18 protein-coding genes are annotated in these 18,479 nt (G+C 47.6%); 1 reads left to right on the top strand and 17 read right to left on the bottom strand.

Annotated elements, in window-relative coordinates; translation table 11 throughout:
- Window positions 1-121: 121 nt before the first annotated feature.
- The 4 genes from M3M37_RS06390 to M3M37_RS06375 are packed head-to-tail and all read right to left on the bottom strand — an operon-like array spanning window position 122 to window position 3,025.
- Entirely contained in the window at window positions 122-772 is a 651-nt protein-coding gene (locus tag M3M37_RS06390) for an amino acid ABC transporter permease (RefSeq protein WP_252794978.1), read from the bottom strand.
- The gene (locus M3M37_RS06385) at window positions 772-1,416 is read right to left on the bottom strand and encodes an amino acid ABC transporter permease (protein WP_252794977.1); all 645 of its coding nucleotides are present in this window, start codon (window positions 1,414-1,416) and stop codon (window positions 772-774) included. Before M3M37_RS06385 ends, M3M37_RS06390 begins: the two co-directional genes overlap by 1 nt.
- Entirely contained in the window at window positions 1,413-2,276 is an 864-nt protein-coding gene (locus tag M3M37_RS06380) for a transporter substrate-binding domain-containing protein (protein ID WP_252794976.1), read from the bottom strand. Before M3M37_RS06380 ends, M3M37_RS06385 begins: the two co-directional genes overlap by 4 nt.
- A 17-nt stretch (window positions 2,277-2,293) precedes the next feature.
- A complete protein-coding gene (locus M3M37_RS06375) occupies window positions 2,294-3,025 on the bottom strand; it encodes an amino acid ABC transporter ATP-binding protein (protein WP_252795933.1) in 732 nt (243 codons plus the stop codon).
- Window positions 3,026-3,166: 141 nt separating this feature from the next.
- Here M3M37_RS06375 and M3M37_RS06370 point away from each other — a divergent pair, with 141 nt between their 5' ends.
- Window positions 3,167-3,727 carry a DNA-3-methyladenine glycosylase I gene (locus tag M3M37_RS06370; protein ID WP_252794975.1) on the top strand — a complete coding sequence of 187 codons (561 nt, stop codon included), beginning with the start codon at window positions 3,167-3,169 and terminating at the stop codon, window positions 3,725-3,727.
- A gap of 147 nt (window positions 3,728-3,874) precedes the next feature.
- Here M3M37_RS06370 and cls read toward each other — a convergent pair whose 3' ends face one another.
- The 13 genes from cls to mnmG all read right to left on the bottom strand — a co-directional run bounded on the left by cls (window position 3,875) and on the right by mnmG (window position 18,434).
- Window positions 3,875-5,344, bottom strand: a complete 1,470-nt coding sequence (gene cls / locus M3M37_RS06365) for a cardiolipin synthase (protein ID WP_252794974.1) — start codon at window positions 5,342-5,344, stop codon at window positions 3,875-3,877.
- 757 nt (window positions 5,345-6,101) lie between these two features.
- On the bottom strand, window positions 6,102-7,427 hold the full coding sequence (locus M3M37_RS06360; RefSeq protein ID WP_420842984.1) for a C1 family peptidase: 1,326 nt from the start codon (window positions 7,425-7,427) through the stop codon (window positions 6,102-6,104).
- 95 nt (window positions 7,428-7,522) lie between these two features.
- A complete protein-coding gene (lepB, locus tag M3M37_RS06355) occupies window positions 7,523-8,170 on the bottom strand; it encodes a signal peptidase I (protein ID WP_252794972.1) in 648 nt (215 codons plus the stop codon).
- A 42-nt stretch (window positions 8,171-8,212) separates the two neighbouring features.
- Window positions 8,213-9,100 (bottom strand): alpha/beta hydrolase, encoded by an 888-nt coding sequence (locus M3M37_RS06350; protein ID WP_252794971.1) that lies wholly within the window; start codon window positions 9,098-9,100, stop codon window positions 8,213-8,215.
- A gap of 39 nt (window positions 9,101-9,139) precedes the next feature.
- A complete protein-coding gene (gene citG, locus M3M37_RS06345; protein WP_252794970.1) occupies window positions 9,140-10,027 on the bottom strand; it encodes a triphosphoribosyl-dephospho-CoA synthase CitG in 888 nt (295 codons plus the stop codon).
- Window positions 10,020-10,559 carry a citrate lyase holo-[acyl-carrier protein] synthase gene (gene citX / locus M3M37_RS06340; protein WP_252794969.1) on the bottom strand — a complete coding sequence of 180 codons (540 nt, stop codon included), beginning with the start codon at window positions 10,557-10,559 and terminating at the stop codon, window positions 10,020-10,022. Before citX ends, citG begins: the two co-directional genes overlap by 8 nt.
- A gap of 77 nt (window positions 10,560-10,636) precedes the next feature.
- On the bottom strand, window positions 10,637-12,175 hold the full coding sequence (gene citF / locus M3M37_RS06335) for a citrate lyase subunit alpha (protein WP_252794968.1): 1,539 nt from the start codon (window positions 12,173-12,175) through the stop codon (window positions 10,637-10,639).
- Window positions 12,165-13,079, bottom strand: coding sequence for a citrate (pro-3S)-lyase subunit beta (gene citE / locus M3M37_RS06330; protein WP_252766564.1), 915 nt, complete (start codon window positions 13,077-13,079; stop codon window positions 12,165-12,167). Before citE ends, citF begins: the two co-directional genes overlap by 11 nt.
- Window positions 13,079-13,372 carry a citrate lyase acyl carrier protein gene (citD, locus tag M3M37_RS06325; RefSeq protein WP_252766563.1) on the bottom strand — a complete coding sequence of 98 codons (294 nt, stop codon included), beginning with the start codon at window positions 13,370-13,372 and terminating at the stop codon, window positions 13,079-13,081. The genes citE and citD overlap by 1 nt, the downstream gene beginning before the upstream one ends.
- Window positions 13,362-14,405, bottom strand: a complete 1,044-nt coding sequence (citC, locus tag M3M37_RS06320) for a [citrate (pro-3S)-lyase] ligase (protein ID WP_252794967.1) — start codon at window positions 14,403-14,405, stop codon at window positions 13,362-13,364. The genes citD and citC overlap by 11 nt, the downstream gene beginning before the upstream one ends.
- A gap of 9 nt (window positions 14,406-14,414) precedes the next feature.
- Entirely contained in the window at window positions 14,415-15,551 is a 1,137-nt protein-coding gene (locus tag M3M37_RS06315; RefSeq protein WP_252794966.1) for an NAD(P)-dependent malic enzyme, read from the bottom strand.
- An 84-nt stretch (window positions 15,552-15,635) separates the two neighbouring features.
- The gene (locus M3M37_RS06310; RefSeq protein WP_252794965.1) at window positions 15,636-16,430 is read right to left on the bottom strand and encodes an alpha/beta fold hydrolase; all 795 of its coding nucleotides are present in this window, start codon (window positions 16,428-16,430) and stop codon (window positions 15,636-15,638) included.
- Window positions 16,431-16,496: 66 nt separating this feature from the next.
- Window positions 16,497-18,434, bottom strand: coding sequence for a tRNA uridine-5-carboxymethylaminomethyl(34) synthesis enzyme MnmG (mnmG, locus tag M3M37_RS06305; RefSeq protein ID WP_252794964.1), 1,938 nt, complete (start codon window positions 18,432-18,434; stop codon window positions 16,497-16,499).
- Between the last annotated feature and the right edge of the window lie 45 nt (window positions 18,435-18,479).

The following is an 18,479-nucleotide window of genomic DNA, read 5'->3' as shown; positions in this document are numbered from 1 at the left end:
ATAAAACCGGGTACCCCATCTGGGATGCCCGGTTTTAAATATTTTAGTCAGATACCAATTTAGAAGTTAAAATAAGCTTATATGATAATGATACCAAACTTAATAACGAAAAGCTAGCGTTTTAGAGCGAAAGTCGTTTTTCAAACCACTTGGATAGTAACGACAGACTGTAGTTCACGATGAAGTACAGGGCCGTCACTAAGGCAAACATCGGAATCATATAGTTCGGATTTTGCCCGTAGATGACTTGGCTCCGGAACATCATTTCCGTCAACACGATGGCGGTAGCCAGGGACGTATCCTTAACCAAGGAAATAAATTGCGAAATCAACGGGGGAATCGAGTTTTTCAATCCTTGCGGTAACAAGATGTACCACAGTGTTTGCCACCGGTTCATCCCGGTTGATAAAGCCCCTTCTGACTGACCTCTCCCGACGGAGAGCAATCCACCCCGAATGATTTGTGAAACCATCGTTGATTCAAAGACGGACATGGCCACCACCGTAGCAGTAAAGGCGTTTAGTTCAATCCCTAGCTTTGGCAAGGCAAAGTAGGTAAAGAAAATCAGTAGCAGGAGTGGCAAGTTCCGAATCGTATTCACAATTAATTGCACAGTCCGTGAGAAATATGGTACTTCTTCGTAGAGAATCACTCCAAATAAGGTTCCAAAGATAAAACTGATGATAATGGAAATTACGGAAACCGCGATGGTAATTCCCAATCCTCCCATCAGGTAGTGGAGGTTCGTAGCACTAAAAGCAGATAAAATCATTAGTTACTCCCCCCTAACTTGTTTTCGAGCTTCGTCATCAACACGGACAACGGTCCGGTCAATAACAGGTAGAAAATTCCGATGACGATGTAGGTGTTAAAGGGATCCAAGTTGGCTCCAGATATCACGTTAGCTTGGTACATCAAATCCAACCCAGCCACGAAGGACAGGATGGATGAGTTCTTAATCAAGTTAATAAACTGGTTCCCTAACGAAGGAAGCGCCAACTTAAAGCCTTGCGGTAAGACCACGTGCACCATTGCTTGCGTGTACGTCATTCCGTTGGAACGGGCCCCTTCCATTTGCCCGGGATCAACGGAATTAACTCCTCCCCGAATACATTCGGCAATAAAAGCCGAGGTATAAAGCGCGAGGGCCATGGTTCCGGACCAAAAACCATTAATTTTGAGCAAGTGGGAAACCACCACGTAGAAAAATAACGTAATTACCAACAGCGGAATGTTCCGGAAGAACTCCACAAAAGCTTTCCCAATCCCCCGGATGACTGGTTGGGGCGTCATTTCCATCAGGGCAAATACCGTTCCTAAGACTAGCGAACCGATGAGACCTAGAATGGAAGCTCCGATGGTGTACCCAAATCCAGTTAAAATGGTTTGCCAGTTATCAGTTAAGATTTTAATCATTTCAGTAGTTCCCTCCAATCTAGGCCTGGAATGTTACCAAACCACTTCTTGATTAAGCGTTCGTACGTTCCGTTTTGTCGAATTGTAACCAACGCTTGATCAACTTCACGTTGGAGGCGGGTTTGTCCCTTGTTAACTGCCAATCCGTACGGTTGGTTCGTAAAGGTTCCGCCCACCACTTGCACACTCGGACTCTGTGAAGAGAACCCGTACAAGATGGCATTATCAGTGGTCATAGCATCCCCTTGACCTGATTGCAGTGCACTAAAGGCCTGCGAGTTATCCGGCATCGCAATCACCTTGGCTTTGGGAGCGAACTGCTTCGTGGTTTGCAAAGCCGTCGTTCCCATTACCCCAATGATGGTGGCGTCGGGACGGTTTAAATCCTTAATACTTTTGATGGGTGATCCCTTTTTAACCAGTAAAGATTGACCGGCCGGGAAGTACGGCTTAGAAAAGTCCACCACTTTGGCCCGTTCTTGCGTAATCGTCATGGAAGCAGCCACGGCGTCAACCTGGTTGTTTTTTAACAGTTGAATTTTGGAAGACGTCGTTACCGGCGTAAATTCCGGTTTAATCTTCGTCCCCGTTTGCTTGGCAATTTGTTCGGTCACGGCGCGGGCAACGTCCACGTCAAATCCTTCACTCTGGCCGGTTTTAGGACTAATCAGCCCAAACAGCCGGGTATCGGACTTAACGCCCCAGCGCATGACGTGCGTGGTTTTAATCGTTTCTAAGCTATCGTTATTGCGGGCTTGACTCTTTTGGTGGTTGAGACCGAGGGCGATGGCTCCCACTAACACCACCACGAGCACGATGGACGCCACTAATCCCACTCGTCGTTCGTGTAATTTACTCATTCACTGCACCTCATTTCCTAGTGATGTTCCACTTGAGACAAGAACTTCCGGGCCCGTTCGCTTTCTGGGTGATCGAAGAATTTATCCGTCGGCGCATCCTCTAAGATTCGACCGTCGGCCATAAAAATAACTCGATCAGCCACGGCGCGGGCGAAGTCCATTTCGTGAGTTACCACGAGCGTTGTATAATCTTTGTTAGACGCAATTTCACGCATAACGTCCAGCACACTCCCGACCATTTCTGGGTCTAGGGCAGAGGTTGGTTCATCAAAGAGAAGGGCTAAAGGGTTCATTGCTAGAGAACGCGCAATCGCGATTCGTTGTTGTTGTCCCCCGGATAACTGGGATGGGTACTTATTAATCTGATCCGCTAAGCCCACTCGTTCCAGCAATTTTTCCGCAATCTCACGGTTTTCCTTGTCGCCCCGTTTTAACACGATTTTGGGTGCTAATGTGATGTTTTCTAAAATCGTTTTGTTATTGTAGAGGTTGAAGTGTTGGAACACCATTCCGACGTTGGTCCGCAGTTTGTTGAGGTTCGTGGCGCTACTAGCCACGTCTTGACCATCGACAATTAATTGCCCGGATTCCACCGTCTCTAGTCCATTAATGGTCCGTAACAAGGTCGATTTCCCGGAACCGGATGGTCCGATCAGAACCACCGTTTCCCCGTCCTTAATTTCTAAGTTAATGTCGTGAAGGGCATGAAAAGAACCGTAGTACTTTTGCACGTCCGTAAATTTAATCATTGATTTCACTTGTTAATCCTCCTTGTTTCCATTAATCAGGGAGTTCCCCAACTTTAAAATAGGCTTTTTTGCTTAATTAACCTATACTTCATGTTACATTTAGTGACATTCCAACCCAATTTTTTTGTACAGGAGCTATTTATGTCAAACCTTTCTCACCGATGCCACTGGGCTCAATCAACTAACCAACAACTTGTTACTTACCATGATCAAGAGTGGGGTAAACCTCACCTCGAGAGTCAGGAACTCTTTGCGTTACTTTCCTTAGAATTGATGCAAGCCGGCTTGAGCTGGTCGACGGTCCTCAAAAAGCGCGTGGCCTTTCTGACTGCCTTTCACCAGTTTGACTACCACCAAGTAGCAAAAATGGAGTCAGACCTGCCGGACCTATTACAAAACGCGGCCATCATTCGCAATCAACGCAAACTCACGGCTATCATTCATAACGCCCAGGCCGTAGTAAAATTAGAAGCAGCGGGAACCAACTTTAGCGATTTCCTCTGGGACTATGTTCACCACCAGCCCATTGAACATGATGTGCCTGATGCTACTGCCGTTCCTAAAACCATTCCGTTAACCGATCAAGTGAGTCGAGATCTTAAACAACGTGGTTTCCAGTTTACGGGACCCGTGGTCTGTTATTCGTTCTTTCAGGCTGCTGGAATGATTAACGATCACGAAAATCAATGTCCGTTTAAATAAGATAATCTCCGTCTCCAAATTGGTGACGGTTTTTTATTTACAAGGCTTCCGTTGCCCCAACACCAGTAAGCCGGCCGCTAAACCGACCACCCATTGCCAGCGTCGTTTGCTTGATTTGGCTTTCATCTCTGTTCATCTCCTCTAAATTTAGAGCAGTGGTGACAATAACCGACTAAAGTGTTGTTTAAAGTTCAACCACCAGGACTCATTGGCAAAAATTTGTTGGGTTTGCAAAGTACTTTCTGCAATCGCGGCCTCATAGATGGCTTCCATCCGGTTAGCCAGGTCCTTATCGTACACAAAGGCATTACATTCAAAGTTCAGTTCAAAACTCCGGTAATCTAAGTTAGCGGAACCGATGGAAACTAGTTCATCATCAATCACCATCGTTTTAGCATGCAAGAATCCGTTGTTATAGGCATAAACTTTGATGCCCAGCTTCGTGAGTTGTTCCGTGTAGTACTGGGTGGCCCGGTACACAAAGGCGTGATCCGGCATGGATGGGGTCATAATTTCCACCCGAACACCTGACTTAACTGCAATTTTCAGTGCATCAAGAACCGATTCATCAGGAATTAAGTATGGCGTCATGATTTTAATTGAGTGATGCGCCATCCCAATTAACTTGATGTACCCCATCTTGATTTGTTCCATGGAGGAAATTGGATCACTTGCCACAATCTGCATGGCGGCATTGCCATCCGTGTGAATCTCAGGATAGTACTTCTTAATGGCATCCTTTTCGTTGGGATCAATTTTGTCATTCGGTGCCGTTGCGTTCCAATCCAGAATGAAACGAGACTGGAGCCCTTGCACTCCTAAACCGTGAACCCGCATCATACAGTCGTACCAGTTTCCAAACTTCTTTTTCCAACCCATGTACTGGTCACCAATGTTCATCCCACCGATGTAGCCGTACTCACCATCAATCGTCACAATCTTGTGGTGATCCCGGAAGTTAACCCGCATATCAATTAAATTAAAGCGGTTGTGTAGGAATGGATAGGCCTTTCCCCCAGCTTCAATTAAAGGCCGGAAAAACTTTTCGTTGGTTCCCATCGATCCCCAGGCATCGTAAATCACCCGGACGTCGACTCCTTCTTTCGCCTTCTGGGTTAACAAATTAAGCGTTTGCGTCCCAATTTTGTCGGCATAAAAGGTATAAAACTCGATGTGAATGGAACTCTGAGCATTTTCAATGTCTGCAAATAATTGCTTAATAAAATCGTTTCCGTTGGTATAAACATCAACCTTGTTATTTCCCAGAAGCGGTGCGGTTGCTGTGTTCATAAACATTTCAATCATGCCCTGCGCCCGGTTTAAAATTTGGTAGTTGGTGTTTTCTTCTGGCGTCACCTTGCCGAGTTGCCGTTTTTGTCTCTTGATTAACGCACTAACTTGCTTTTTTGTGCTTCCCGATAACAAAAGCATCCGGTTTTTGGGTAAGCGACGCCCGAAAAAGGCGTAGATAAAGAATCCAATCACCGGAATAAAAACTAGGACTAGGAACCAAGCCCAAGTCGCTGCGATGTTTCGTGGCTGACGAAACACCGTGACAATTGCGGCAATCGTATTTAGTAAGATGATAATGCCGATAATTTCTAAGATTAATGACATGTAATTTTCCTCCTTCTGTGCTTATATCTATCATACCTGATTTAATGTTCGGATGGGACCTGTTTTTTAATTGCAAACAATCAATTTTGCAGAGCCACGTCCCAATTCAAAAAAAAAGACCCACCTAAATGAGTCCCCTTACTCAGCTACTTTTAACAGGGCTTTAATTAGTTAAATCCTGTCGCCTTTTAAAGATAAATTGTTGCACAATGATACAAAGTGTACCACCAAACCAAACGACCATTCCAATTAAGCAGCTTAAGTGATAGACCGTGGTTGGGATATGGACATCCCAAATTTTTCCGTTTAAGCCATCAACCCAGGTAATTAGAGCTTACGCACAGAACGAAGCCATGCTCATCACTGCTCCTTCGTACTGTTTAGAAATTGCTAGTTCAGCAATTAAGGCTAACAGAATGTTTTTGGCGATAAAGATTGTAAAAAAAGAGCAATAGCGCCACCATGTTAATTACTAAGTCCATTCCATCAGCATTGAAAAGGAACGAACTAACAAGCCAAGTAAATCACGAACCAAAAATCGGTTATTCACCATCTAACCGGCAAATAGAAGAACCCCAAAACCCCAATTAAGCTAAAAATGGCCTCCAACTACGCGGTGTTTAATTGCAATGCTTGTAACATTGAATTATAAAAAGTTCCCTGCCGCGCCTCAAGTCCAGAATAAATAACTTCTCCAGTGGTGAACACCGTTAAAAAACCGGACTTAGTGAAAATCCACTAAGTACGGTTTTTTTATTTATGCCAACGAATCCCATGGTGGTAACACAATCAAGTCTGAGTTTAGTGCGGCTTGTTGCTTATCCGTCAGGTACTTACGTTGAATGACTACTTCGTAAACGTAGTCATTCATCCAGTTGTCCCCCATCACAAAGTAACCATCTTTACCCACCTTGTCGCCCCAGCTATTTTCCACTTTCCATTTCCGTGGTTGACCGTCAATTAGGTCGACTCCGGTTAACGTCATGGCATGACTCACTTCTGCCTCACGAGATTCAAACCGCTCTTTTTTACTCATTTGCGTATCAACGTCTAAGAGCTGATCTTGTAGGTACAGTTGGCTGTCTAAAATGCCGGCTTTTCGGTCTGCTTGTTTTAATACGTCATTTCCAAACCACACCGTTTCTTGGTTTTGTAGCTGCGTAATGGCCGCTTGCTTCAGTTCCTCCATCGGCAGGTTCAAAAATTGGATGGGTAATCCGCCAATTACGTTATCCTGGCTCGGTAAAGCATACGTTTGGTAGTAATTCTTATCGGGCGCATTACTCAACACCACGTAGTCGTTCAAATCTACGCCAATGTATTTTTGGTAAAATTCTTTGGGCGTCACGTCTTGATCCAAGTGGTAATGGTTGTCATCGTCTCGGTATTCAAGGTCAAATCGTTCTGGTGGCACGCCAATCGCACTAGCGGTAATTTGATAAACCTCGTTCAAAAATTGATCTTTAGCAGCCACAATTTCAGCATCATTAGCCCCAGCTCGAACCAACTTCCGCAAAGCTAAGCCATCTTTACGGAGTTTTCGATTCAAAAGGGCTGCAAATTCACTGGTGTTTTCTGTAACGGCATTTTCTGGGAAAGTTTCACGTGGAACAACCCCATACTTTTGGACCAGTGAAGCAGCCATGGCCCACTGACCCCCATCATCATCAGGAGATTCCAAGTAAAAGGTAACGTCCCGGTCCGAAAGCGGGCGGTCTGCCAAAGCAATCAAATGTGAATAGAACATGTTCGCCCGTTCAATTTTATCCCAGAAAAAGAGATAACTTTGTGATAGTTCAAAGTCCTTCACGTTATACTGGTCCGCAAATTTATGCCGCAACGTGTTTAAAATTGAAAACAGCCAGCACCGACCACTTTGCTTTTGGTTCGACACCTTTCCGGTCTTAATTTCATCCGAAAAAGTCCGATTTAACTGGCGTAAAACCGCCGCATTCTTCGCAGTTTGGTTAATCCCATTACTACTAATCGCATTGGCGACCACCTCATGGTTGGACCAAGCCATAAAATGCTGCTGTAACTCACGTAATTTTGCATCTGTCAGTGGTTCTACAAAGTTCATCATTTCCGCTTCCTTTCGTTTAGTTGTCATTGTACGAAGTTCTCTACGAAAAAGCAATTTTAACTAAAAACAACCCACTAATTGTGAGTTGTTTTTAGCTATTGCGCTTGGTGATTAATGTTGTTGCGTTCAGTCTTGGTGCTCCCAAATGGTAAGGTTTGGACCACTCCAATCACCTTATCCTTGGGAACAAAGCCCCAGTATCGACTATCGTTTGAGACTTTCCGGTTATCACCGAGCACAAAGTACTTACCCGCGGGTACCTTCATGGCTCCCTTATCTTTCATCCAGTTGGGAGCTTGGGTAGACAGAGAATGGAGGTCCCAATTACCAGCTTGGTTGGCATACTCCGTTCCCTGACTTTGTTGTTCCTTGCTGATATAAGGTTGCTTCACCTCTTGATCATTGACGTACAGCTTTTTGTTCTTAAATGCCACCGTATCACCGGGAACCGCGATAACCCGCTTGACGTAGTCAGTCCCAGCAGAACCTAGAACCCGTTTGATTACACCATCATTAGCGGCTGCCGTCGGGTCCACGCCCGTCGCATTGAAAACAATTACACTGCCGCGTTTGAGCTTTGCTTGCCGCCACACCATAATGGTCTGACGATCATGTAAGTTCGGATCCATGGAAGGTCCACTAACCTTCGCCACGGTGAACAGGGTTTGCTTAATCACCAAGGCAATTAGTAGCCCCAGCACAATGGGAATGATCCAACTTAAAATTCCTTTAACAGTCTTCATTTCTCTACTCCTTATTTTGTAGCGCTGGTTCTATTTTAGCATTTAATGGCGATTTCGTTTTAAAAAGTTCTCTTTTTGCTGAGTTACCTCAGCCGTCAAGAACCCGGATGGACCATGGGGCACGTCTGGCACAATGTGAACCTCGACCTGGTCTTGCCCAATCACCGTGGCAATTTGCGCCGCCAGGTTAATCGTCTGCACGTATGGAACCACTCGGTCGCCCGTACCGGCGTACATTAAAACTGGAACCATCTGCTGATTAAGATACGTAGCCGGATTAGCCATGGCATTCAATTCTGGAACGTCGGCCGGTCGATGAAAGCCCAGCATGACCCCTTCAAAGGAATCAGCATCCCCTATTTCCGCAAACTTGGGCGTTTGGTTCAAGACCGCAAATTGGGCCTTCATCAGGGCTAAGTCATACGGTCCGTAGGAGGCAATCACGCCGTTCACCCGGTCACTGACGTGGAAATTACCACCGAGAGGACTCTGAAGCTGACCGGATCCACTCGAAGCCGCTGCCAGCATGGCTAACTGGGCCCCTGATGATTCACCCATCAAATAGACATTGTCAGGATCCAGCTGATAATCTGCTGCATGGGCTTTAACCCAACGAATTACCGCTTTGATTTCGTAAACCGGTTGGGGAAACGGCGCCATGTAACTTAGCGAGTAATTCGGACTCACAATCGCGTAACCCTGTTTTCGTAGTTCTAAAGCTCCGGCCAGTTTTTGCGAACTCTTAGCTCCAAAGTACATCCCACCACCGTGAATGTCGATGATCACCGGATAAGGACCCTGTGCTGCATCCGGCCAGTACAAATCGAGTCGCTGACGTTCCCCATCCGCATACGGTAGATCTAGTTCCTGTTTAATCCCCTCTGTCTCAACAGGCACGAAGTGAGTTTGGCGTTCAATAAATTTAACCATGTGATAACCTCCTCGAATCATTTGTCATAATTATTCTTATTATAACCGGTGGGTCAACCGTGCCACAAAAATCGTTAGAATTAATAAATCGGCTGAACCGCCCAGACTCAAATTCTGAGCAGCAAATTGATCCGTCATCCGTTGTAACGCCACTAAATCTAACCGACCCGTCGTTTGTTTCACATGTAACAATTCTTCCGCCTGGGATTGAGCTTGAGCCACGATTGCCGGAGTTCCCGCCCGTTTAATTAGGTTACTGTCCCGGTTGTTCGCAACGATGGCTAGCAGTGCGGTTAAAATCCGCTCCCTTTGGCTGCCGGAACTAGCCAACAACGCTGGCAGTCCATGCTGAAAAACAGTGGGAAAACCAGCTTCTGCCTCGCCTCGAATTCCCGTGGTGCCATACTCTAGGTACTGACGTTCTCCCGCGGTTAGATGTTCCTTGTGGTCTAACTGGGAAAAATCATTGCTGATTAACCCCGCCGTCATGGCTCGTTCGGTGGCTAAAACAGAGGTCAAATGAATGTCACTCGCTCCGGCTTGCGCTTGGGCATACCCACAGGCTGCCAGTATAATCCCCAGCACGAAGATGGCGCCCTTGTGCGTGTTCACGTCGTTGGTTACAGCAAACATCCGCCGTTCCGCCGTCATTCCCAACGGTCGTAGCTGCGCCATTAAATTGGTCAGCTCAACGCCAGTAAAGTTTATTCCGGATTGAAAACACTGTTTCAAGTAGGGTTGCATGCTCAGCGCACTGTCGATAAACAGGTAAACGTCCATGTCCTCGTGCCCCCGGTTATCAACCGGATCGACCAGACCTGGTTTGGGGTGCGTAACCACTTCGTCTAAAAGCGCTGCTACCGCGGTTTGACTGATGCTTTCTGCGTCCTGCTGCGGAAAGGTAAGGTCGAGCGACGCGTTAGTCATCCCCGAGCACCTCCGTGGCCACCTGATTAAAGTAGGTCTGCAGTTCCGCCACCGAGTGGGTTCGGTTCCGCCCGCACTCCTTCGCTGGTCGATCACACAAAAAACAACGGCGAACCGGATAACCCATGGTACTGCGCGAATAATGTTGCTGATTGCTGGTAAACACGTCCGCATCAAATAAGCGCCCCAGCGGTTCCTGGTCTTCAAAGGTCATCGCGCGTTGTTTCGCCGTCGTTCCGGCTACTGCAAAGACATAAAAGACCTCAGTCCCGGCTGATGTGGTGGTCACAATCGGTGTTTGGAGCTGTTTCACATCCTGAAACTGGGCTTCGAACTGCCGTTGTCCGGCTATAAATAATTCTTGCAGCTCCGCATTGGTCTTAATCGGACCGGGGACGTTCATCTTCAGCGCCACGACCGTCCCTTGCGGAAACTGGGTCAGCAATTGTTGCTGCCGGTGCACCCGTTCGTCCTTACTGTGTAAGACGTCGGCGATGGTCTGGGGCGTCCCCGTCGTAAATAGGTCTCTCATCCGTTTTCTCCCATAGAATTTAACAAGCAAAAAAGCGGGCGTCTGGCAAGCAGGTCCCGCTTTCTTTTTGCGTGTAACTAGTCTTTTACTTCTTTAATGGCATCAATGATCGAACCATCCCGGTATTCAACCAAACCAACGGTGCGGTCGGTGAAGTTCAGGTCTGCTTCTTGACCCACAATTGCTTGAGCCATGTCGGCTAATTCATCAATGGTGTAAATATTCAAACCAGGAACGTTGGACAATTCTTCCTTGAGTTCTGGACGGTTCGGGTTCACAGCAATCCCTCGTTCCGTAACCAGCACGTCAATTGAACTACCTGGCGTAACGGCTGTGCCGACGCTCTTCACAACGGAAGGAATCCGACCCCGAACTAGCGGTGCACAGATAATTGTCATTTTGGCAGTGGCAGCATCTTGGTGTCCACCAACGGCCCCCCGGATTACTCCATCGGAACCAGTTAAGACGTTCACGTTAAAGTCGGTGTCAATTTCTAAGGCACTCAAAATCGAAACGTCTAATTGATCAACCATGGCCCCCTTGTTATCAGGATCAGCGTACCAGGAAGCATCAATTTCTTGTTGATCCAGGTTATCCTTCATGGATTGGGCGGCCGTCTTATCAAAGTCTTGCACGTCCATTAACTTGCCAATCAAACCTTCTTCTAAGAGGTCAACCATTGGCTTCGTAATTCCTCCGAGTCCAAAGGAAGCGTGGATGTTCTTGTTAACCATGGCTGTCCGCAAGTAACGGGTAACGGCTAAGGCAGCTCCACCAGAACCAGTTTGGAAGGAGAATCCTTCTTTAAAGTACGAAGAATTGGTGATGACGTCACTAACTAAGTTCGCAATCTTCAAGTTCTTCGGATCCTTCGTGAACCGAGTTGCTCCTGAACCAATCTTGTCAGGATCACCCACTTGGTCCACTTCCACTACGTAGTCAACTTGCGTTTGCTTGATGGAAGCTGGCGTGTTGGGGTAATCCACGAGGTTGTCGGTTAAGAGGACCACCTTGTCAGCGTAGTTAGCGTCCATTAAGGCGTAACCCAGCGAACCAAAGGCTTCTTCCCCGTACATCCCGTTGGCGTTTCCACACCGGTCAGCGTTTGGTACCCCTAAAAAGGCCACGTCAATCTTAATGTCGCCGTTTTCGATGGCCCGAGCCCGACCCCCGTGCGAACGGAAAATGACTGGGTTAGGTAGTAAACCATGAGAAACTTCGTCCCCTAGTGAACCCCGCATCCCAGAGGTGGTGATGTTAGTAACCGTGCCGTTTTTAATGGCTTCAATAGCTACGTCATTCATAGCACCCGTTAATGAAGATGGGGCTAACGTCAGGTCTTTAATCCCTTGTGCCATGATTTCTTTCATCACTTGGTTAAAAACAAAGTCCCCATTCCGGAAGTGGTGGTGGAAAGAAATCGTCATGCCGTCTTTAACGTTATCCTTCACGATTTGTTTCAAGTCGTTTGTGACCTTGTCATCACCGGTTGATAAACGAACCTTTGGAGCAGTCCGTTGCACAATTGGGTGACCAATTTCAGTGGTCGTAAACGGTTTAAAGTCTAATTTTTCTAATAAAGTGCTGGGTAATTCCCGTCCTAATTTATTCTCCAATGTAGTGACCCTCCTTGTCGACGATTCCAGAAGCCTTGGCCAGTTTCATAACCCGTTCAGCCCGCATTACCACCGGACGGTCCACCATTTGACCGTTCATGGCAATTACTCCAGAACCAGCTTGGTGAGCTCGTTCAATGGCAGCAATCACGTTTTGGGCGTTCTTAACTTCTGCTTCACTTGGTTCAAAGACCTTGTTAATTACAGGGATTTGCCGTGGGTTAATAACTGACTTCCCATCGTAACCTAATTGGTGAATGAATTCAGTTTCTTCAATCAAACCATCCACGTTGTCCACGTTGGTGTAAACCGTATCAAAGGCCGAAATCTTGGCAGCCCGAGCGGCGTTGATAATCATGTTCCGGGCGAATTCCAATTCTTTTCCGCCTGGGTAACGGTGGGTTTGTAAGTCCGTCGTGTAATCTTCGGCTGATAAGGCAATCCCAATCATCCGGTCCGAAGCCTTGGCAATTTCTTTCACGTTCAAGACCCCTTCGGCGCTTTCAATCGCAGCCATCAAGTGAGTGGTCCCAACGGGAATGCCAAATTTTTCTTCGGCAGCAGCCACCAAGTTTTCGGTTTCCCGAATCATGTCGGCATTTTCGACCTTGGGAATCCGAATGACGTCGATTCCGGCTTTCACCATTGCTTGAATGTCAGCTTGGAAGAAATCCGTATCCAATCCGTTAATCCGGACTACCAATTCGGTATCACCGTAATCAACGGTTTGCAAAGCTTCGTAGACCAAGATTCGTGCGGAATCCTTTTCAGCCAACGAAACGGCATCTTCTAAGTCAAACATGATGGAGTCGGCGCCGTAAATGCCGGCATCCTTTAACATCCCGGCGTTGTTTCCGGGAACGAACATCATTGTCCGCCGTAAACGATCTTTTTTAAATGTCATTAGAGTACCTCCCATGCTGGTTCTGCGCTGGTCCCAAGGGCCCGTTGTAAGGCCGTAATGGTCCGCGCTTTAATGACACAGTCCAAAGCCCCTTGGTCCACGGCTTTGACGTTAACATTGTCCACGTCAAAGTCCTTCACGACCTTTTCAATGGTCTGCTTAATTTGTTCCCCAAATCGTTCTTGGACGTCTGAGGTTAAATCAATTTGCACCCCATCCGTTCCCTTGCTAACGGTGATTTGGATGTCAGATGACTCTAACGTGCCATCCATGGCTGTTTTTTTAATTTCCATCAATCTTCATTCCTTTCCTAATCCGTGCTTGCAATTCTACCTTGTGCTCCGTGATGAAAGTCGCCGTTGTCGGCGGGACCAGGTCAGTTAAATCAGCTAACCGATCGTCCTTAATCGCCAACCGCACGTCGCGCGCTGAGATAATCTTGCCGTTCGTTTCCTTCCGGGGAATAATCTCAACCTGAACCGTCGGTGGCAGGACGCTTTCTAAAACCTCATTATAAACGTTTGTTGTCTCTGAATGTGGTTCCGTCCCCAAATAACGGGTGGTAATGTTTAACGCCGGCGCAATCCGTTCTTTAAAGATTAACGCATCAATCGTGGTTTGGTACCGGACCCGATTCGTATCACTCTTTAAAAAGTACGCTGGAAAGGTGGCATAACTCACCAAATAGTCCGAACCACTGACCACGTCAACGTTCTCTAAATCAGCGGTGCCGGCCTTCACCATCTCCAAGCGTTCCTGCGAGTTAAACAGCGATTTATCGGTGCTAACCACAAACACGTACACGTGGCTGCTATGCCGGGCTGCTTCCTCCACCAGGTACCGGTGTCCCAAAGTAAACGGATTAGCATTCATCACAATGGCGGAGCTTACGCCCTCCACCTTGGGAATTCCGGCCAGGTAGTCCTTAATTGAGGTCGGCCCAGTTTCTAAGAACGCGGCGTTCTCGCTGTGAACGATTTCTTGAAATCCCACGTGCTGAAAACTAGCCGAATACTGGGGCTTGGTGAACACAAAGATGTGAAAAATCCCTTGCTGACCTAAAATCGTCAGTAACGTTGACACAATCTTGTTAAAGTAGACCCCATTTTCACTGGTTTTGTGGCACACCCCGATGTACTTCAGAATGTTTTCGGAGTACGATCCGGTGGCCATTAAGCGGTCCCCTTCGAACAGCCCAATCGTTCCGTCTAACGGATCCACCTCATCAGCCGTAAAGTTCGCAATGCCTAGACCCGCAAGAAACGAGCGCCACTGCTCAAACTCATCCGGATTCTGGAGGTTCATCTCCCTGATTTCTGCATCCATCTGTTTTCCCTACTTTGCTAAGTTTTCGAGTGCTTGGGAAACGGTCTCAACCACGCCTTTATCAAAGACACCGGGCACAATTTCTCCCGCAGTTGGTTCCGGAATCATGGCCGCAATCGCTTGTGCCACGGTTTCTTCAATCTGGTAGGTAACCTGGTTAATTCCACTAGCCAATAAGCCCTTGAAGAGCCCCGGGAAGACCAAAATGTTATTAACCTGGTTCGGGTACTTACTGGATCCGGTGGCTACTACAGCTGCACCGGCCGCTTTCGCTTCATCCGGATCAATTTCAGGCACTGGATTAGCGAGGGCAAAGATGATGGGATCTTTAGCCATTCGCTTCACTTGATCGCCACTTAACACGTTCGCAACGGAAAGGCCGATAAAGACATCCTGATCGTCAATCACGTCGTCCAGAACTTGACCATCCAACCCGTTTAGTTCTTTGGCTAAACCAGTTTGATACTTATTGTAGTTTTGACTGTCTGCATGCACGACTCCGTCAATGTCAACGAGGGTCACGTGCTTGATGCCGACCGCGTTCAACAAGCGGGCCGTCGCAATTCCAGAAGCTCCGGCTCCGTTCAACACGATTTTTAAGTCCGTAAGGTTCTTATTAACCACCTTAGCGGCGTTAATTAAACCAGCCAAAATAACGATGGCCGTTCCCTCTTGGTCGTCATGGTAAACCGGGATATCTAGTTGTTGGCTCAGCAATTCTTCGAGTTCAAAACACTTGGGAGCCGCAATGTCTTCCAGGTGAATTCCGGCGAAGGATTGCGAAATGGCCTTAATGTGGCTCGCAATTTCAGCAGCACTATCTTGATCAACGGCAATTGGTAACGCGTTCACGCTAGCCAAGTCCTTGTACAAGAGTGCTTTTCCTTCGACCACCGGTAACCCGGCACCGGCACCGATGTTTCCGAGTCCAAGAACGGCAGAACCGTCAGTTACCACCGCAACCAGCTTTCCGCTCATCGTGTAAACATCTTTCAGCTTCGGATCCTGTTCAATGGCCTTTGATACCTTGGCAACACCGGGAGTGTACGCCAGTGCTAATTCCTCTTTGTTATCAACGGGAAATTCGCCTTCGATACCGAGGACTCCCGTATGGTTCTTGTGAATTTGAAATACGTCTTCTGCCATGGAAGACCTCCATTCTTTCGTTGTTTAATTGCTATCAATTCATCTGTTATTATACCCACTTTGTGAGCAATTTTCCAAATCAGTTTATTCTGTTCCTTTTGCAAGAAATTTCACTAATTCAGCGTTAAATGCAGTCGGTTGTTCAGCCATCACCAGATGTCCCGCCCGTGGAATCACCACGTGGGTTACTTGCGCTGACATCCGCGTGGCTACTTCCCCAAACTCGGGATTAAAGAAGGGGGATTCCTGCCCAGAAACAATCAACAGCGGGCACTGCAAGTTAGCAATAATGTCACGCCAATCCTGGGTAGCATGATCCACTAGTAACGGATAGTTTAGGTCCGCGTCGTACGGATACTGGTGCTTAAGTTCTTGTAACTTCTTAAACAAACCATCAGCAAAATTCGTGTACGTCGTTTTTCCCAACGGTTGTTTTAAAACTTCGTGAAAGTCATCCCAGGTAATGTCTTTAAAGCCCCAATGCCACTGCTGGTCATTAATCATCTTTGGACTCTGATCCACGTCGACCACCGTCTTAACGTTAGACGCGCCGTATAAAGACAGGTAGGCAAACATGGTCGAAGCCCCCATCGAATTTCCCATTAAAATGGGTTTTTGTAGTTGCAGTTTTTCCACTAACTCGAACAGATCTGCCGCATGCCGACTAATCCGCAGCCCCTTGCTGGTATGTTCCGACTGCCCCTGGTTTCTAGCGTCCACGTTAATCACTCGGTAGTGCTGAGTCACGAGTTCCGCAATCGTTTCCTCCCAGTATTCTTTGTAAGCACCAATTCCCGATAAGATGACCACTGGTTGGTCAGTGGGTTCACCCTGATCGTCATAAACTAACTCTACGTTGTCATTGGTATAAAATTTCATCGTTTTTTCCTCCCGTTGTTTTCCTAATGGTAACAAAAAAGTCCCAGCTCGCGCTGAGACTAATCGTTATTTTGTTTTCGCAATCCGTCCCTGTTGGACGTAAACGCCGAGGATGGCAATGTCAGAGGGGTTCACACCACTAATCCGGGCAGCTTGAGCAATCGTTTCTGGTTGAATTTCCTTCAACTTTTGCTTACCTTCCGTCGCAATCCCGTCGATAGCATCGTAATCGATGTTAGCCGGAATCTTCTTGGCTTCCATCCGTTTTAACTTGGCCACGCGGTCTTCTTCTTTTTTGATGTAGCCCGCGTATTTAAGCCGGATTGAAACCTGTTCAATTACGTCCAGAGCCAGTGGTTCTGCTGGTGCAGGAATGAATTCCAAGAGTTTTTGGTAATCCACGTACGGCCGGCGCAAGAATTGAGCAGCGCCAATTCCGTCTTGCAATGGCTTATCGCCCTGGGCCTCCACAAACTGATTAATCGCGTCATTCGGTTTAATTCGAATTTGTTCCAGTCGCTTGATTTCGGCTTCCACGGCCTCCCGTTTGGCCACAAACCGCGCGTACCGGTCGTCATCAATCAGACCCAGTTCATGCCCTAACGGCGTTAACCGCATGTCGGCATTATCGTTGCGCAATAAAAGCCGGTATTCGGCCCGGCTGGTTAACAACCGGTACGGTTCCTTGGTCCCCTTGGTTACCAGGTCATCCAGCATCACACCGATGTAGGCATCGGACCGTTTCAAGACGACTGGTTCCTTGCCTTGTAACTGCCGGGCCGCGTTAATCCCCGCCATCAAACCCTGCGCAGCGGCTTCTTCATATCCAGAGGTTCCGTTCGTCTGGCCCGCCGTAAATAAGCCGTTAACTCGCTTACTTTCCATGCTGGGTTTCATCTCTTGCGGTGGAATCACATCGTATTCAATTGCATAACCAGGCCGCATCATCTGGACGTTTTCCAGTCCCTTAATCGTGTGTAGCATTTCCTGTTGGACTTCTTCTGGAATGGACGTCGACATTCCATCCACGTACCATTCTTGGGTCCGCCGGCCTTCTGGTTCCAAAAAGACCTGGTGGCGGTCCTTATCGGCAAACCGCACCACCTTGTCTTCAATCGATGGGCAGTAACGAGGTCCCACCGAGTTAATTACTCCGTTAAACATCGGGGCCCGGTCCAGGTTATCCCGAACAATTTGATGCGTAGTCGGGTTGGTATAGGTTAACCAGCAAGAAATCTGTTGGGAGAGAGGGAGGTAGTCCTGATCCGAGGTTAAAAAACTAAAGTGATGGGGCTGTTCGTCCCCGGGTTGTTCCTCTAGTTCGGAATAATCAATCGTGTTCCCGTTAACCCGCGGAGGCGTTCCCGTCTTAAACCGTTCAAACCGGAACCCCTTTTTTTCCAGGTTTTCGGAAAGTTTGAGAGACGGAATCGTGTTATTCGGACCAGAAGAATAGCGTAGTTCCCCAATGTAAATTTGACCCCGCGCCGAGGTTCCGGTCGCCATGACCACGGCGCCGGCCTGATAAACGGCCCCCGTGTTAGTTACAACGCCCGTTACCGTATCATTTTCAATTAACAGGTCGTCTACCACCGCTTGGCGGAGGGTTAAGTTCGGCTCGTTTTCAATCGTCCGTTTCATTTCTTCGTGGTAAGCATGTTTATCCGCCTGGGCCCGCAGTGCTTGCACCGCCGGACCCTTCCGGGTATTTAGCAAACGCATCTGGATGTACGTTTTATCAATGTTCTTACCCATTTCGCCACCCAAGGCATCAATTTCTCGGACAACGGTTCCCTTCGCCGGTCCACCCACCGAAGGGTTACAAGGCATGAATGCGACCATTTCTAAACTAATCGTGAGTAACAACGTCTTTTGACCCATCCGAGCGGCAGCCAAAGCGGCTTCACAGCCCGCGTGTCCAGCCCCGACGACCACGACGTCGTAACTGCCGGCCTGGTAGGTCTGCTGGACGGCCGTTTCCTTAATCACAGGTTTCTTTGTCATGACTTCCTCCTTGAAACCAATTTCTGCGTTGTTTCATGTGAAACA

Source organism: Fructilactobacillus carniphilus (genome assembly GCF_024029675.1).
GTDB classification, from domain to species: domain Bacteria; phylum Bacillota; class Bacilli; order Lactobacillales; family Lactobacillaceae; genus Fructilactobacillus; species Fructilactobacillus carniphilus.
The sequence above is the reverse complement of the archived record's forward strand: the minus strand, read 5'-3'. Positions and strand labels throughout refer to the sequence as shown.

Coding starts and splice junctions, on each gene's coding strand:
- citX (WP_252794969.1), bottom strand. CDS start 10,559: ATGAGAGACCTATTTACGACGGGGACGCCCCAGACCATCGCCGACGTC.
- M3M37_RS06370 (WP_252794975.1), top strand. CDS start 3,167: ATGTCAAACCTTTCTCACCGATGCCACTGGGCTCAATCAACTAACCAA.
- M3M37_RS06375 (WP_252795933.1), bottom strand. CDS start 3,025: ATGATTAAATTTACGGACGTGCAAAAGTACTACGGTTCTTTTCATGCC.
- M3M37_RS06390 (WP_252794978.1), bottom strand. CDS start 772: ATGATTTTATCTGCTTTTAGTGCTACGAACCTCCACTACCTGATGGGA.
- citC (WP_252794967.1), bottom strand. CDS start 14,405: ATGGATGCAGAAATCAGGGAGATGAACCTCCAGAATCCGGATGAGTTT.
- M3M37_RS06360 (WP_420842984.1), bottom strand. CDS start 7,427: ATGATGAACTTTGTAGAACCACTGACAGATGCAAAATTACGTGAGTTA.
- citG (WP_252794970.1), bottom strand. CDS start 10,027: ATGACTAACGCGTCGCTCGACCTTACCTTTCCGCAGCAGGACGCAGAA.
- citD (WP_252766563.1), bottom strand. CDS start 13,372: ATGGAAATTAAAAAAACAGCCATGGATGGCACGTTAGAGTCATCTGAC.
- M3M37_RS06385 (WP_252794977.1), bottom strand. CDS start 1,416: ATGATTAAAATCTTAACTGATAACTGGCAAACCATTTTAACTGGATTT.
- cls (WP_252794974.1), bottom strand. CDS start 5,344: ATGTCATTAATCTTAGAAATTATCGGCATTATCATCTTACTAAATACG.
- mnmG (WP_252794964.1), bottom strand. CDS start 18,434: ATGACAAAGAAACCTGTGATTAAGGAAACGGCCGTCCAGCAGACCTAC.
- citE (WP_252766564.1), bottom strand. CDS start 13,079: ATGACATTTAAAAAAGATCGTTTACGGCGGACAATGATGTTCGTTCCC.
- M3M37_RS06380 (WP_252794976.1), bottom strand. CDS start 2,276: ATGAGTAAATTACACGAACGACGAGTGGGATTAGTGGCGTCCATCGTG.
- M3M37_RS06315 (WP_252794966.1), bottom strand. CDS start 15,551: ATGGCAGAAGACGTATTTCAAATTCACAAGAACCATACGGGAGTCCTC.
- M3M37_RS06310 (WP_252794965.1), bottom strand. CDS start 16,430: ATGAAATTTTATACCAATGACAACGTAGAGTTAGTTTATGACGATCAG.
- M3M37_RS06350 (WP_252794971.1), bottom strand. CDS start 9,100: ATGGTTAAATTTATTGAACGCCAAACTCACTTCGTGCCTGTTGAGACA.
- lepB (WP_252794972.1), bottom strand. CDS start 8,170: ATGAAGACTGTTAAAGGAATTTTAAGTTGGATCATTCCCATTGTGCTG.